Here is a 14,631-nt window from a genome sequence, read left to right as displayed (position 1 = left end):
TTTTCTATACATATGATGGCTAGTCGTTAAAGGCGCTATGCCAAAAATGCTAAAAGATCGACATTGATCCATCATGCACTTTTGGGCGGCCACATCGCCTCATTTAGCTCTGCTAACACGCTATCCAACTGCTCCCCCAACACTTTATCCAGCTGCTTTGCGCCGCCTTGGAAGGCGGGGAGCTGGTTGACGGTGTCCCGGTCGAGAATCACTTCTTTGGTGAGCTGCTTGGCCAGCTTTCCTAGCCACTTGCGCTGGTTGGGCGTCCAGTCGTGCTGTGTATAGAGGCGATCCATGGCATCGGCCACGCGCTGTTCAAACGGTTTTAACGGCTCGCCGAGGGCAGCGCGGCGAATGTGGCCGATGATGCTGGCGGCAATATCCTGGTTAGTGTGGTTGCGCACGGCACTTTGCAGGTTGGCTTCCGAGTAGCCGTGGTTATCCAGCAGTACTTTCACGTCTTTCAACTGTTGGCGGGTTAGGTCGCGAGGTTGGTTGACCACCACGGCTAGGGCGGCGGATTGGTTGATCTGCTCTTTGATGAACGTATTGAAGCTATCCAGGTAATCTTCTGGGCGTTTGTGAACGCCGTAGCTTTGGCTACGTTCGCGAATCTCATCGTCGTGGTCGGAAATCACCGGCATACGTTCGCTGCCCACCAGGTGCTTCACCTCTGCTAGCTGGTGTATCAAGCCGCTATGCTGGCGAAGAAATGCGGATGCCTGCCTTGGGCCCAGCTTATGTAAATGTTCATGGAGCTTGTTGGGCTCCACGCCCCACAGGTTTTGTAAGTCATCAAGCTTTTGTTTTAGAGCGGGTCTATTCTCCGCTTTGTTATCGGCCTTACGCAGTACACGCATGACTTTTTGACTGAGCTGGCTTAACACGACATCGGCTTGGCTTTCGCCCTGCTGTTCACCGGGGCTATTCAGGGCGTTTTCCAGCTGGTGCTCATCGGTCAGCTCATCTACCAACTGTTCAAGGCTGATATTGGGGTCTCGCACCAGCGGCTTCATGGTGTTGACCTCCGCCAGTGCGGCGTAGATATCCACCGGGTCGTAGATGGTAAAGACGGTCTTGCCGATCTCATCGCAGCGGCGGGTGGCACGGCCAATCATCTGTTCAAAAAGAATTCGCGAGCGCACCTGGCGCATAAATACCAAGTGGCAGATTTTTGGCACGTCGATACCGGTGGTGAGTAGATCCACGGTAATCGCGATATTGGGGTAGCGCTCGTTTTTATAGCGGCGGATTAGTTGGTCCACCTTGTCGCTTTTGCCGGTGATTTTAGCCACCGCTGCCTGGTTGTAGCTGCCGTTATAGAGCGCTTTGAAGGCGTCATCCAGCAGGCGTTTGACCATGTCAGCATGAAGGTCGGTGGCGCAGAAAATCAGCGTTTTTTCGTCGCCAAACGGGTCTAGCTCTTCGGCCAGTTGCTCGCAGATCACTCGGTTGAAATTTTCGTTGATGACCTGGCGATTGAAGGCGTCGACGTCAAAGCGCAGCTCGTCTTCAAGTTCAGTGGTATCGACTTCGCCGGTTTGGGTGTTGATTACCTCGATGGGCTTACCTTTCTCAAACAGGATGCCTTCTTGGGTCAGCAGGGTTTCATAGCGGACGGGCGGCTCGTGGTCGATCAGCCAGTCGTCCGCCACTGCTTCCCGGTAGGAGTAGGTGTACACCGGCTTACCAAAAATCTCGCTGGTGTGCTTGGCCGGGGTGGCGGTGAGCGCGATTTTAACCGCATCAAAGTAGTCGAGCACCCGGCGGTAGCTGGAGAGGTACTGGCTAGCGTCGCGGGTGGCCAGCTCGCCTTCAGTCATCTCCTGATCCAGCGTGTAGCCGCGGTGGGCTTCGTCGATAATGATGCAGTCGAATTGATCAATCGGCGGCGGCTGGTCGCTCATAAAAATGCGCTTCACCATGGCTTGCACGGTGGCGACCTGCACGCGGGTTTCCGCTTCTGCTGCCATATCGCCCAGTTCTGCCACGTTGTAGATCTTACTCAGGGTTTGGTTCTGCTCCAGCGGGGCTTCGTTGAAGGCATCAATCGCTTGATCACCAAGGGCGGTACGATCGACCAGAAACAGGATGCGATGAAAGCGTTCGGTTTTTAAAAACCGATATATAAGACCAATAATGGTGCGGGTTTTACCGGTACCCGTGGCCATGGCCAGCAGGGCCGCGCGGGTGCCGTGGGCCAACGCGTGTTCCGTCGCCAGAATCGCCTTTTGCTGGTACTCCCTGAGCCGCAGGTAACCGAAAGGCTCTTGTTTGAGCAGCTTGTCGGCGTTTTCCCTATCGCGTTCGAGCAGGTTTAGCAGGCCGCCGGGGGTATGAAAACGGGGCAGGGCGCGGCGGGTGTTGCTGGGTTCTCGTGTATCTCGAAACCAGGTGCCCGACTGCTCAGCAAGCTGTGGCAGATAGGGACGTCCGTTGCAGGAGTACACGAAAGGTACTTTAAAGTGTCCTTCTTCATCAGCGGGCCATGCAATGGTTCGCCCGGCAAGCTCCCAGGCACCGACCAGCGGTGGCTCAACGCTTAGGCCTTTGCTGTAGCGCTCGGATTGATCAATCTTGCCCGCTACATTGGTGTTCTCTTTTTTAGCCTCGACAACGGCAATTGGCGTTAAGCCGCAAAACAGTACATAGTCTGCTCGTTCCTTTTGGCCGTTGGTTTGATGTGCTGGCTGAGTGGGCCATTCAGCAATGGCGCGGTAGGTACCTTTCTCGGGGCGAGCGCCTTTTTGATAGGTCATCTCTTGGCTATCGGCTTCCCAGCCTGCTTCATTGAGCTGCTGATCGATCAGTATGCGTGTTAGCTCTTCACTCAGTACTAATGTGTCGCTGGCGGCTTTGGTGTTACTGGCTACCTGCTGGCGCTGCTGATTAACGCTGTTTTCGCCTTGTGCGGTGAGTTGTGTTTGCAGGGCGCGGATTTTGGCTTCGTAAGCCTGTTGCTGCTGGGCGAGTGCCTGTTCGTGGCTTTGCGCCTGTTTGGCCAGGGCGCGGGACTCTTCATCCATGGCCAAGGCCAGCGCCTCAAACTCCTGCTTCTCTTGTTCGACCAACTGGCTAAGCTGCTGGCTACTGTCCAGTGCCTTGTTGGCGTGTTGAAGCTCGTGGCGGAGCTTTTCGATATCGGCCTGAAGCTGGCGCGACTGTGCGCTGGGGTCGGCGGGCGGTACAAACGGGCCAGGTTTGAAGGTGGTACCTGCGGTGCCAAACGAGCGGTGAAACCAGATGGCCAGTTCACGAGCCAGCTTCAGGCCATCCATGGCTTCTTTATGGCGGGTGCGAAACTGATGGGTGGCTCTGTTTCCCTCGATACGCAGGGTGTGAAATAGCTCTTTGACCTGAGGTTCAAGGCGTAGCTCGCGATTTAAACGGTAGAGCAGGTCGGCTTGGCTGGTTTGCTCGTCAAACTCTACCCCGGACATCGCCGCCATATGCTGGGCGAGCGCTTCCCCCAACTGGCGCAACTTAATCAATGTGGTGTTGGGGTCGCTAGCAAAGGCGCGTTCGGCGGAGGCCGTTAGTTCCACAAATAGCGCGTCATGCTCTGCTAAAAAGCCAAAGTTGCTGGGTGGATAGGGTGTTGTCATTAGATTTACTCTCCACGTTTTGCAAATTGGCTTTGTCGCGAATGCTTCATCAAAACCCATACTAATGAAATAGGGTGTGCTTAGCTAAGCCTACTTTTGGAGGTTGGCTTTCTTGATTAGCTTTAAACACAACTTTGAAATGATGTATCCAGCTCAATCCGAGACGCACTGCGTCGCGAATTGGAAAGCTCTGGTAAAACTGGCGCATATTGCGCAAGTTGGTGACATCAAACCTTTGTGCAGACAACCGGTGAACTTGAGTAAGAGTAGTTCTTGTTAGCCATCGATGGAGAACTCTCCCCATGCCCACCCTACGCCGCCTCACCTTAACGCTACTGCTCGCTTTGCTGGGTGCATTGCCACTCAGCGTCCAAGCAAACGACGCCACTTGGCAAGCACTCCAAGAAGGCGGCTTGGTGATTCTCATGCGCCACCCCCCTGGCTGGATTCGTTCTTTCGCGGTCGCGGTGATCAGGCGTCAATTACCCAAACCGCCCAAGAGCAGATTGCCGCATGGCAGGGGTCGGGGAATTTACTGCTGGTTACCTACCAGGTAAATATCACCGCACTGATGGGTGGCGGCGTTGGTTCGGGTGAGATGATCGTGGTGCGTCCAATGGATGAATCGTTGCAGGTCGTGGGGCGGTTAAGCGTTAGCGGCCAATAATTTGCTTCTTATCCGCATAAGACTTTATAAAGTAAAAACCGATATAGGTTAGGAATTCTTTATGAAAGCCGTTGTTTTTGAGCAATTTTCCGCCCCTCCCCGCGTCCAGCAATTACCTGATCCCACCCCTGAGCCGCATGGCGTTGTGGTGAAAGTGATAGCGACAGGAGTTTGCCGCAGCGACTGGCATGGCTGGGTGGGGCATGACACCGATATCCAGCTTCCCCATGTGCCGGGCCATGAGCTGGCAGGCGTAGTCGAAGCCGTTGGTAAAGATGTAAAGCAATGGCGCCTTGGCGACCGCGTCACGGTGCCGTTCGTGGGTGGCTGTGGCACTTGCCCAGAGTGTCACTCGGGCAACCATCAGGTGTGCGATAGCCAGTTTCAGCCCGGCTTCACTCACTGGGGCTCATTTGCCGAGTATGTGAGTATTCACTATGCCGATGTGAACTTGGTTGCGCTGCCAGAGACACTCGACTTCGCGACGGCGGCCAGCCTGGGCTGTCGGTTTGTCACTTCCTTTCGGGCGGTCGTCGATCAGGGCCAAACATCGGCTGGGCAGTGGGTGGCCATTCACGGTTGCGGAGGTGTTGGTCTATCCGCCGTAATGATTGCCAACGCCATCGGTGCCAACGTCGTTGCCATCGATATTTCGGAGGAGGCGCTTACTCTGGCCCGTCAACTGGGCGCCGTTGCCACTGTGAATGCCGCCAAGGTGGCCAATGTGGTTGAAGCAGTTGCGGAGATAACCCGGGGAGGCGCTCACGTATCGCTGGATGCGCTAGGGCATCCGACGACCTGCTTTAACTCCATCAGCAATCTGCGTAAACGTGGCAAGCATATACAGGTGGGGTTGATGTTGGCCGAGAACAGCACGCCCGCCATTCCCATGAGCAAGGTCATTGCCCATGAGCTTGAAATACTGGGTAGCCACGGCATGCAGGCGCATCGTTATGACGCCATGCTGGCGATGATCGAGTCAGGAAAGCTGGCGCCTGAAAAGCTGATCGGCAAACGAATCAATCTTGAGCAGTCGATTGATGCGTTAATGAACATGGATAAGTTCGAAGGGGCGGGCGTGACGGTGGTGACCGAGTTTTGAGGAAACCGCTGAGACTTTTAATAACAATTTCCTTCAACGAAACAGGGCAAATTATTCGCTCCTCATCCGCGGCTATAGGTTTTACGCTGGAAAGTATTGATAAGGAGTAAGTTATGCCAGCAAACACTAACCAAACCGTGCGCCGCGTAATCGCCCAGCACCCGGCCAAGCGCGATGATATTGGCGATTTAACCACTCGTCGGCCGCTACCGGGGCCTAGTTTGGAGCAGCTAGATCCCTTTCTGTTTCTTAATCACCATGGCCCTCAAACCTACCCGGCTAACAATCAGGGTCTACCTTTTGGCCCGCATCCGCACCGGGGCTTTGAAACGGTCACTTTTATTCTGGAAGGTTCACTGGCCCATGCGGACAGCGCCAAGCATCAAAGCGTGATCCATAAAGGTGGGGTTCAGTGGATGACCGCTGGCAGCGGCATTGTGCATGCGGAAATTTCGCCAGAGGAGTTTCTACGCGATGGTGGCCCGTTGGAGATTCTGCAGCTGTGGGTCAACCTACCGTCGCACTTGAAAATGAGCGAGCCGCGCTACGTAGGGCTGCAACAAGAATCTATTCCCGCTATCGCGTTGCCGGGTGGCGGTGAGCTGAATCTGATCGCTGGTGAGTGGCAGGGTAGCGTTGGCCCTATCAACTCACTGACTGGCGTGTTTATGTCAACGCTACGGTTGCCTGCCGGTAGCCACGAACAGTTGCCCGTGGCGTCAGGACGGCAGGTGTTTCTCTACGTGGTGGATGGCGATGTCACGGTGGGTGGCGAGCCAGTCAAGCCGCATCACCTAATTGAAGTAGATCGCACAGGTGACAGCCTCGATATCGAAGCCAGTAGCGATGCGCGGCTGCTGTTTGGTCATGGCGATGTGATCGATGAGCCGGTCTACTCCCACGGCCCTTTTGTAATGAATACCCGTGAAGAGATCGTTCAGGCGGTCGAGGACTACCAGAACGGTAAGTTCGGCGGTCTGGATGCTTAGTATTTAAAGCGGCTCGCCGCGATAGTAGTGCCACAGAAACAGCGAACCCACGCTGCGCCAGGGCGCCCAGTGTTCCACCAACTGGCGGGCCTGTTTAGGCGTGGGTTTGTCGTCCATGCCTTTTAAGCGACCCAGCGCCACCCGCAGGGCGAGATCATCGGCGGGGAAAATATCTGGGCGTTGCAGCGAGAACATCAGGTAGATCTCGGCACTCCAACGGCCAAAGCCACGTAGCTCGGTAATCGCGGCAATCGCCTCGTCGTCGCTTAGCTGTTCCAGCCCCTCGGCGCTAAAAGTGCCTGCCAACTCTGCTTCTGCCAGCCCTTTAGCGTACTCGATCTTGCGCCAGGAAAGCCCCGCATCGCGCAGCGCTTGGCCCTCTACCTCCATCACTGCCTTGGCGTGAAGCTCGGGCAGCAGTGTATTTACACGACCCATAATCGCGCGAGCCGCTTCGGTAGATAGCTGCTGGCTAACGATGGTGGAGAAGAATGTCGCAAAGCCTTTATCGCGCTCCCGGGGGGATGGCGCCCCCACTAGAGGCAGGGCACGGGCGATATCGGTGTCGGCCTTGGCGAGTTCAGCCATGGCGTGTTCGATCGTGTTAAAAGATGGGTCATCAGCTGGCATTATTACTCCTGGTTAAAATGAGTATTATATTGCTCAATAATTGGGTTTTTATATATTTATGAGCATTAAAATGCACATTACTGTGTCTTGAACTACACTATTGAGCATTAAGCTGCTCAGTCATTAACTGCTCAATTAAGGTGGCCCATGTTGCTAACCATCCAGGCATTTCATCATGGCCAGTGGCACGATGCCGCTGAGCTGGTGATTGAGCATCCAGCGCAAGGTCGCCGAGGGCCTGCGCGCTTGGGCTATATCACCGACTATGCCCTTGAATGGTTGGATCGCGATGATGAGCATGCTTGCAGCCTGCTTTTGCCGATTGAGCTAATGAATACCCATCAATCGCCACGCTGGTTCGCTTTTTTAGACGATATCATGCCTTCTGGGGCCAGCCGCCGTTACTGGGTCACGCAGTTGGGGATATCGGCGCTTACTGAGGCTGAACAAGATTACGCCCTATTGGCTAAAGGGACGATTGCTCCGGTGGGTAATTTACGTATTAAAGAGGCCCTTCCCGAGCGTCCAGTAGGTAGCACGCTAGAGCAGCAGCGCTTTGCCTTACGCGATGTTGTGGATCGAGATAGCGATTTTCTTGCTTATGCGCAGCAAATGGGAGCCGCTGGGGGTGGTGCGACCGGAGCTGGCGGTGAAGCGCCTAAGCTACTGCTACGCTGTTCGCCAAACGATCAGGTCTGGATCGATACCTATCAGGATGACCCGGCGAATACCGACCAGCACTATCTGGTGAAATTTCCTCGCGGCCAGCGCACCGAGCTTGATAACAATATCCTTCGCGCCGAATACCATTTCTATCATGAGCTGGCGTCACTCGGCATAGCGACGATCGACACTCAAAGGATGCGGCTACTGGAAGGCGAGCGCTATCCATCGCTGTGGTTGCCCCGCTTTGATGTTGATTACCCCGCTGGGAAGCGAACGCTGTATGGGCTGGAGTCGGTTTATTCCGCGATGAAGCGTCAGCCGGGAAGCTTCTTAAACCATTTTGACGTGATTGAGGCACTGGTTGGCCTGTTGAGCCAGCAATACCGCGTTCGCGAGTTAGGAGGTCATTTTGATACGGCGCGTTTCGTGAGCGAGTGGGTGAAACGTGATCTGCTTAATGTCGCTTTTGCTAATAGCGATAACCATGGCCGCAATACGGCGCTGTTGAAAACGCCTCAGGGAATCTGGCTGGCGCCAGTCTACGATTTTGCGCCCATGAAGGCTGACCCAGAAGGTATTATTCGCACCACCACTTGGGGCGCGCCGTTTGAAGAGGGTCCTGAATTCAGCTGGGTAGCCATTACGGAGAATTTAAATGCCTATGTGCCAGCCGAGCAGTTGATGGCAGAGCTAAAAGCGCTGGGGAGGCGGTTAGTCGGGCTAAAAGAACGACTTGCTGCGCGGGGAGTGCCGGAAGCGTTGCTAGCATCGAATGCGGTGGGGTTAAATTATCTGGATGCTAAGCTGCGCCGCTGGGGGCTGGTATGAAACGCAAAGAACTCTCTAGCATTGAGCGCGAGGCACTACTTATGGCGCTATTGTCCCAGCTGCTGCGGGAAGAGATCAGCTCAGGGCAGGTGCTGCGTCAACTACGCCGCGAAGTATTGGGAATGTCGCAGACACAATATGCCGAGCTGGTGGGTATCAGTCGCCGCACCTTGTCTGATCTGGAAGCCGATAAAGCAAGCCCTACACTGGCGCTGCTAAACCAAGTATTCCGCCCCTTGGGCCTGCAAACCGGCTTGGTGCCGCGTAACCGTCATCTGCGTGAGCGGTTGCTTTCAGTGGAATCCCCTAGCGCCTGACCGCCAAACACCTTATCCAAACATTTCCTATTCAACCCAACTTAACGATTGTGTTCGCCCGCTAACTTTTTAAACGCAGCATGTTTCTACTTTCGTCTAATCCTGCGATCATTTGCGCCATCGTGATACCAACCGGGCGGTATCCCAAGGAGTTAAGCATGCAGGATTCGACAGCATCGTCGTCTCAAGGGCTGGCGCGCAACCCGCGTTTGGCCGAATTTGTGTTGGCGCTGGGCGGCTTTGGAATCGGCACCAGCGAGTTCGTCATTATGGGCCTGATGAACCGTGTGGCGGGTGATTTAGCGGTAACGGTACCGCAAGTGGGTTACGCAATAAGCAGCTACGCCTTGGGCGTGGTAGTCGGTGCGCCGCTGATTTCGGCGCTGGCCGCGCGAGTACCTAGGCGGTCGCTGTTGATTATGCTGATGCTGGTATTTGCGGTGGGCAATATTGCTAGTGCCATGGCACCAGGGTTCTGGTCATTCGTAGGGCTGCGTTTTCTGGCTGGCTTACCTCACGGCGCTTATTTTGGCATCGCCGCACTGGTGGCCGCGGGAGCCGTGCCGATAGACCAACGGGCGCGGGCTGTTTCCCGGGTGATGATGGGTTTAACCGTGGCGATTCTGATCGGTGCGCCGCTGGGTACCTGGGCGGGTAACCTGTTGGGCTGGCAGATCGCCTTTGCGGGTGTCGGTGGTATTGCGTTGCTCACCGCCCTGTTGATCCGCTTCTATGTACCGGTGCAGCCCGTCGATACTCTAGCAAGCCCGGTGCGTGAGCTTTCAGCGCTGCTTAAGCAGCGGGTGTTGGTTACCCTGGCGCTTGCCTGCATCGGCTGCGGCGGCATGTTCGCAATTTTTAGCTATGTGATGCCGACATTAACCCAGCAGGCGGGTATGAGCGAAGCGCTGGGGCCGTTGGTGCTGGTCATTTTCGCGCCTGGGCTCTATTGCCGGTAACTTAATCGGCGGGCGCATGGCGGATAAAAACCTGATGCGTGCCATACCTACCATTCTGCTCTGGTGTGGCGTGGTACAAGGGTTGTTTTACTTTGCGGCGAATAACGTTTGGACGGGGCTGCTGTTTGTTGGCCTGGTGGGCACCAGTATGGCACTAGCGCCTTCATTACAAACCCGCTTGATGGATGTGGCGGAAGATGCCCAAACCATGGCGGCCTCACTCAACCACGCGGCCTTTAACGGTGCCAATGCCCTAGGGGCGTGGCTTGCTGGCTTGGCAATCAGCGCTGGCTTTAGCTGGTCGAGCACGGGCTTGGTCGGTGCGGGATTGGCACTCTGTGGCTTGGTGATTTTTGCCGCTGGGCGATGGTTGGAAAAGCGCACCTACGGCGCCGTGGCCCAGCGAGCCTAGCGTTGGCTAACGTCGCGTCACGATTGTCCAGTTGCCTAGTTATCGAACAGTGATAATTAACATGGCTAAAAAGTCGAATTCTCTCTACTGTGTAAGGGTAGTAACCCATAAGGAGATGACCATGCACATTCAGGTATTGAATTCGACACGTATATTGACCCTCGGCGCGGTGGTGGCGTTAACCGTTGGCTTGGCGGGCTGCGGTACCTCCACTGGCGAGCGCGCTACTAGCGGCGCGGGTGTCGGTGCTGCCATTGGCGCGGGTGCCGCAGCCGTAACCGGTGGTAGCGTCGTTCAAGGCGCCGTTATCGGCGGTGGCGTTGGTGCTGCCACCGGTGCCGCCACCGATGCAGATGACATCAATCTCGAATAAGTAATGGTTGATCTCTTAGCGACACAGCCTAAATCCGCGCATGCCCATATGAAAGTGATCCGCATGCGCGGCGTTGTAATCGGGCCCCAATACATTACCGAAGGTATGGCAGGCGCCATCCCGCGCAGCGCGTAAAAACTCACCTACCTCGCCTTCATCATCCCAGTCATTGATCAGCGTAATACGCTGGCCGTTCTCAAACTGAAATCCCACTACATCCAGCGCTTCGGCGGTGGCGTGTTCGCTGCGCCTGCCGGCTTCGCGGCCATAAACGTTACGGCAGGCAAAGCTACCTACGTGGTTAACCTGGCTCACTCGGCTACCCAGAATCTCCTCGGCGACAGGCTGTAACGCGTGGCGTTCATACATGACCCACGCCAGCGCCATCGGGCAGGAGGCCACGAAACTCTGATTGAACGCGACGCCGCTAGAGTGCATGCGCACGATATTGGCAAGCGGGCAGCTCGCCGTGGGGGCGTAATCGGCCAATGGCGTATAGCGCAGCTCGCCCTCGGGGACGGTATCTAACGCAGCTAAACAGCCTGCGCGGTCGTCTGCCAAGCGGCTTAACTTAAGCTGTGTGACCGGCGTAATGGGGTCGTCAATATGCAGCGGAGCCCATGGTGCCCAGTGGCGGGGAATCTCAATGATGCCTTTTTGCAGGGCTACGCCCAGCGCAATCAGGGCTAAAATAAATAGCGTACTGCGCATGCCTACCTCCCTGTATGTCACCACCAACGCTACAGTCGTCGCGCTGGGTGTGCGATACTGCGCAGCCTTGCTGCTCTGCTGCAGTCGCTTTACTTGCGTTTACTACGTTTTTCGCTACTTATTTTGCTAACTGAAGGGAAAGTACTTCATGTCCCAAGGTACGCTGTTTATCGTTTCTGCCCCCTCAGGTGCTGGCAAGACTAGCTTGGTGCGCGAGCTAATCGAAAGCCTGGATGGGATTCAAGTGTCGGTGTCGCACACTACGCGTGCCAAGCGCGAGGGTGAGGTGAATGGCGTCAATTATCATTTCACCGATGTAGCCGAGTTTGAAGCGATGATCGCGCAGGGTGAGTTCTTCGAGTATGCCAAAGTATTTGATAATTACTACGGCACCTCGCGCCAGGCAGTAGAGGTATTGCTAGCGGCAGGTCAGGACGTCATTCTGGAAATCGACTGGCAGGGCGCTCAGCAGGTACGCACACAAATGCCTGATGCAGTGTCGATTTTTATTCTACCGCCCTCCCGCGAGGAGCTGGAGCGACGTCTTGCTAGCCGTGGCACCGATGAGCATGCGGTGATTGCCCGGCGGATGCGCGATGCGGTGAGTGAAATGTCCCATTACCACGAATATGATTACCTCGTCGTTAATGATGACTTCACCACGGCGCTGCAGGAGTTACAGTCACTGGTGATCAGCCGTCGCTTAAGTCGCCCGGTAATGACCGAGCGCCACGCGCCGCTGTTGGCTGCGCTCTTGTCACAGACGCCTACGGTCGAGTAATCTATACGGTTCTACTACTTTCTATTGCGTTGCACTATTTTTGTCGCACCATTTTTTCACTGGGTCGGCGCCGTTCTCTACGGTGTCGGCCCGGTTCCGTCATAACAGGAAGGCTCCCATGGCTCGCGTAACCGTTGAAGATTGTCTTGAAAATGTTGAAAACCGTTTCAAGCTGGTGATGATTTCCACTCAGCGCGCTCGCCAGCTGGCGCGCGGCTCCCGCGATGCTCTGCTACCTTGGGAAAATGATAAACCTACGGTGATGGCGCTGCGTGAAATTGCCGCAGGCCTAGTCGATCACACTGTACTGGACGAGCCCGTTGAAGCCGCTGTTCGTCCGCGCCCGGCTATGGCGCCTACTCATATCGACGACTAACGTTTTCAACGAAACCGATAGAGGCGCGGTAGATGTTCACCATTGATGACCTGGCCGATAGACTCGGCGGCTATTTACCCTCGGATGAGATCCAGCAGGTCAAACGCGCCTTTTACTATGCTGAGCAGGCCCACGACGGCCAGCGGCGGCGTTCCGGCGAGCCGTACGTTACCCACCCACTGGCGGTAGCGAATATTCTTGCCAATATGCACATGGATCATCAAAGCCTGATGGCCGCCATGCTGCACGACGTTATCGAAGACACCGGCGTATCCAAAAAAGCCCTGGAGGCTCAGTTTGGCAAGCCGGTAGCAGAGCTGGTAGATGGGGTATCCAAACTTACCCAAATCACCTTTGAAGACAAAGCCGTCGCCCAGGCGGAAAATTTTCAGAAGATGGTGCTGGCGATGTCGCGGGATATTCGCGTTATCATCGTCAAGCTGGCTGACCGGTTGCATAACATGCGCACCCTGGGCGCCCTACGCCCAGATAAAAAGCGTCGCATCGCCCGTGAAACGTTGGAAATTTACGCGCGAATTGCCGGGCGGCTGGGTATCAATACGATTCGTATCGAGCTTGAGGATCTCTCCTTTCAGGCGATTCACCCCATGCGCTCGGAGCGCATCAAGCGTGCGGTTGCTAAAGCGCGGGGCACCGGCGTAGTGCCATGCGCGAAATACAGTCCTCCCTGCAAAAAAGCCTGGACGATGACGGGCTTAATGGCACCGTCATTGGACGCCAAAAGCATCTGCTGTCGATCTATAAAAAAATGCGCGACCAGCGTAAGCCCTTTGTCGAAATTATGGATGTGTTTGGCTTTCGCATCATTACCGAAGATGTGGCCAGCTGCTACCGTATTCTAGGCGTGGTGCATAACCTCTATAAGCCGGTACCGGGGCGCTTTAAAGACTACATTGCGATTCCCAAAGCTAACGGTTACCAGAGCCTGCATACCACCTTGTTTGGTTCCCGCGGTATGCCCATTGAGGTGCAGATACGCACCCGTGAAATGGAGGCCATGGCCAATAACGGTATCGCTGCCCACTGGCTTTATAAAGCGGGGCAGACTTCCCATCCGATTGCCGAGGGCAGCCATGCACGTGCTCGCGCCTGGGTTAAGGGCCTGCTGGAAATGCAGCGCCACGCTGGCGACTCGCTGGAGTTTATCGAGCACGTTAAAAACGACCTGTTCCCCGACGATATCTACGTGTTCACACCTAAAGGCGATATTATGGAGCTGCCCCAGGGCGCTACCGTAATCGACTTCGCCTACACCGTGCACACGGATATCGGCAATAGCTGTATCGCTTGCCGCATTGATCGCCATTTGGCGCCGCTCTCGACGCGCTTAGAGAGCGGACAGACGCTGGAAATTATCACCGCCCCCGGTGCGAAGCCCAATATTACCTGGCTCAATTTTGTGACCACCGCAAAGGCGCGTTCGGCAATCCGTCACGCGCTTAAATATCAGCAGCAGACCGAAGCGGTCATGCTGGGACGACGGTTGCTCAATAAAGCCCTGGCGCCATTCGATACCAGCCTGGAAGAACTGGATGAGAGCGCCCTTAAGCGCGCCTTCAAAGAGTTGGATGTCTCTTCTGAGGATGCTCTGTTGGAGTCGCTCGGGATGGGCAACCGCATGACCCACGTGGTGGCACGCCGCCTAGTGGCTGCGGCGCATGGCGAAAGCTATGAGCACCCTGTAGGCGGGGAGGGTAGCAAAGCCGTCATGATCAGCGGCAGCGAAGGCATGGTGATTAACTTTGCGCGCTGCTGCCATCCGCTACCAGGCGACCCCGTGGTGGGCCACCTTTCCACAGGCAAAGGGTTGGTGGTGCATCGCGCTGAGTGTAAAAACGTGGTGGATAAGAACTTCGCCGATAAAAATGACCCTGATAAGCTCTTCGCGCTGGAGTGGTCGGACACCATTGATGAAGATTTCCCGGTCGCGCTGCGTATCGAAATTGAGAGCCGTCGTGGGCTAGTCGCAGAGCTTGCCGGGCTGGTCACCGATGCCGATGCCAATATTGAGCGGATTGGTATTGAAGAGCGCGATGCCCACCTTTCCACCGTCAATCTGACGCTGTCGGTGAAAGGTCGTGTGCATCTGGCACGCATCATTAAACGCATCCGTAACCTTCCCAACGTTGGCAAAATTACCCGACTCGCTAATTAATACTATACATAACAACATGCTGATATAAATCGGCAGCGA

At 55.5% G+C, this 14,631-nt stretch carries 11 protein-coding genes and 2 pseudogenes; 10 read left to right on the top strand and 3 right to left on the bottom strand.

Features of this window, described 5'->3' with window-relative positions; genetic code table 11:
* Positions 1–71 precede the first annotated feature (71 nt).
* The gene (hsdR, locus tag FDY98_RS16020) at positions 72–3,605 is read right to left on the bottom strand and encodes a type I restriction-modification system endonuclease (protein WP_027958733.1); all 3,534 of its coding nucleotides are present in this window, start codon (positions 3,603–3,605) and stop codon (positions 72–74) included.
* A gap of 286 nt (positions 3,606–3,891) precedes the next feature.
* Between hsdR and FDY98_RS16015 the strand changes: the two genes are divergently transcribed.
* From FDY98_RS16015 to FDY98_RS16005, 3 genes are all read left to right on the top strand, one after another.
* Positions 3,892–4,272: a hypothetical protein gene (locus FDY98_RS16015; protein WP_340146601.1), complete on the top strand. Its 381-nt coding sequence runs from the start codon at positions 3,892–3,894 to the stop codon at positions 4,270–4,272.
* Positions 4,273–4,333: 61 nt separating this feature from the next.
* Entirely contained in the window at positions 4,334–5,374 is a 1,041-nt protein-coding gene (locus tag FDY98_RS16010; RefSeq protein ID WP_027958731.1) for a zinc-dependent alcohol dehydrogenase family protein, read from the top strand.
* A gap of 113 nt (positions 5,375–5,487) precedes the next feature.
* Entirely contained in the window at positions 5,488–6,363 is an 876-nt protein-coding gene (locus FDY98_RS16005; RefSeq protein ID WP_027958730.1) for a pirin family protein, read from the top strand.
* Positions 6,364–6,366: 3 nt separating this feature from the next.
* On the opposite strand, the gene FDY98_RS16000 is transcribed toward FDY98_RS16005, so the two are convergent.
* Complete coding sequence (locus FDY98_RS16000; RefSeq protein ID WP_027958729.1) at positions 6,367–6,993, bottom strand: DNA-3-methyladenine glycosylase family protein; 627 nt, start codon at positions 6,991–6,993, stop codon at positions 6,367–6,369.
* Between the two features lie 150 nt (positions 6,994–7,143).
* Here FDY98_RS16000 and FDY98_RS15995 point away from each other — a divergent pair, with 150 nt between their 5' ends.
* The 4 genes and pseudogenes from FDY98_RS15995 to FDY98_RS15980 all read left to right on the top strand — a co-directional run bounded on the left by FDY98_RS15995 (position 7,144) and on the right by FDY98_RS15980 (position 10,548).
* Positions 7,144–8,487 (top strand): type II toxin-antitoxin system HipA family toxin, encoded by a 1,344-nt coding sequence (locus tag FDY98_RS15995; RefSeq protein WP_027958728.1) that lies wholly within the window; start codon positions 7,144–7,146, stop codon positions 8,485–8,487.
* Positions 8,484–8,804, top strand: coding sequence for a helix-turn-helix transcriptional regulator (locus FDY98_RS15990; RefSeq protein ID WP_022521088.1), 321 nt, complete (start codon positions 8,484–8,486; stop codon positions 8,802–8,804). The genes FDY98_RS15995 and FDY98_RS15990 overlap by 4 nt, the downstream gene beginning before the upstream one ends.
* A gap of 158 nt (positions 8,805–8,962) precedes the next feature.
* Positions 8,963–10,175, top strand: a pseudogene (locus FDY98_RS15985) (MFS transporter).
* A 121-nt stretch (positions 10,176–10,296) separates the two neighbouring features.
* Complete coding sequence (locus FDY98_RS15980; protein ID WP_027958727.1) at positions 10,297–10,548, top strand: hypothetical protein; 252 nt, start codon at positions 10,297–10,299, stop codon at positions 10,546–10,548.
* Between the two features lie 15 nt (positions 10,549–10,563).
* Here FDY98_RS15980 and FDY98_RS15975 read toward each other — a convergent pair whose 3' ends face one another.
* Positions 10,564–11,259, bottom strand: coding sequence for an extensin-like domain-containing protein (locus tag FDY98_RS15975; RefSeq protein ID WP_022521091.1), 696 nt, complete (start codon positions 11,257–11,259; stop codon positions 10,564–10,566).
* A gap of 148 nt (positions 11,260–11,407) precedes the next feature.
* On the opposite strand from FDY98_RS15975, the gene gmk reads away from it, so the two are divergent.
* The 3 genes and pseudogenes from gmk (at position 11,408) to FDY98_RS15960 (ending at position 14,592) form a co-directional block, all read left to right on the top strand.
* Positions 11,408–12,040: a guanylate kinase gene (gene gmk / locus FDY98_RS15970; RefSeq protein WP_022521092.1), complete on the top strand. Its 633-nt coding sequence runs from the start codon at positions 11,408–11,410 to the stop codon at positions 12,038–12,040.
* 118 nt (positions 12,041–12,158) lie between these two features.
* Positions 12,159–12,416 (top strand): DNA-directed RNA polymerase subunit omega, encoded by a 258-nt coding sequence (gene rpoZ / locus FDY98_RS15965; protein ID WP_007112267.1) that lies wholly within the window; start codon positions 12,159–12,161, stop codon positions 12,414–12,416.
* A gap of 32 nt (positions 12,417–12,448) precedes the next feature.
* Positions 12,449–14,592: pseudogene (locus tag FDY98_RS15960) on the top strand (RelA/SpoT family protein).
* The last annotated feature ends 39 nt before the right edge of the window (positions 14,593–14,631 follow it).

Origin of the sequence: Halomonas sp. PA16-9 (assembly GCF_009728585.1) — a bacterium.
In the GTDB taxonomy this organism is placed as follows: Bacteria; Pseudomonadota; Gammaproteobacteria; order Pseudomonadales; family Halomonadaceae; genus Vreelandella; species Vreelandella titanicae.
The sequence above is the reverse complement of the archived record's forward strand: the minus strand, read 5'-3'. Positions and strand labels throughout refer to the sequence as shown.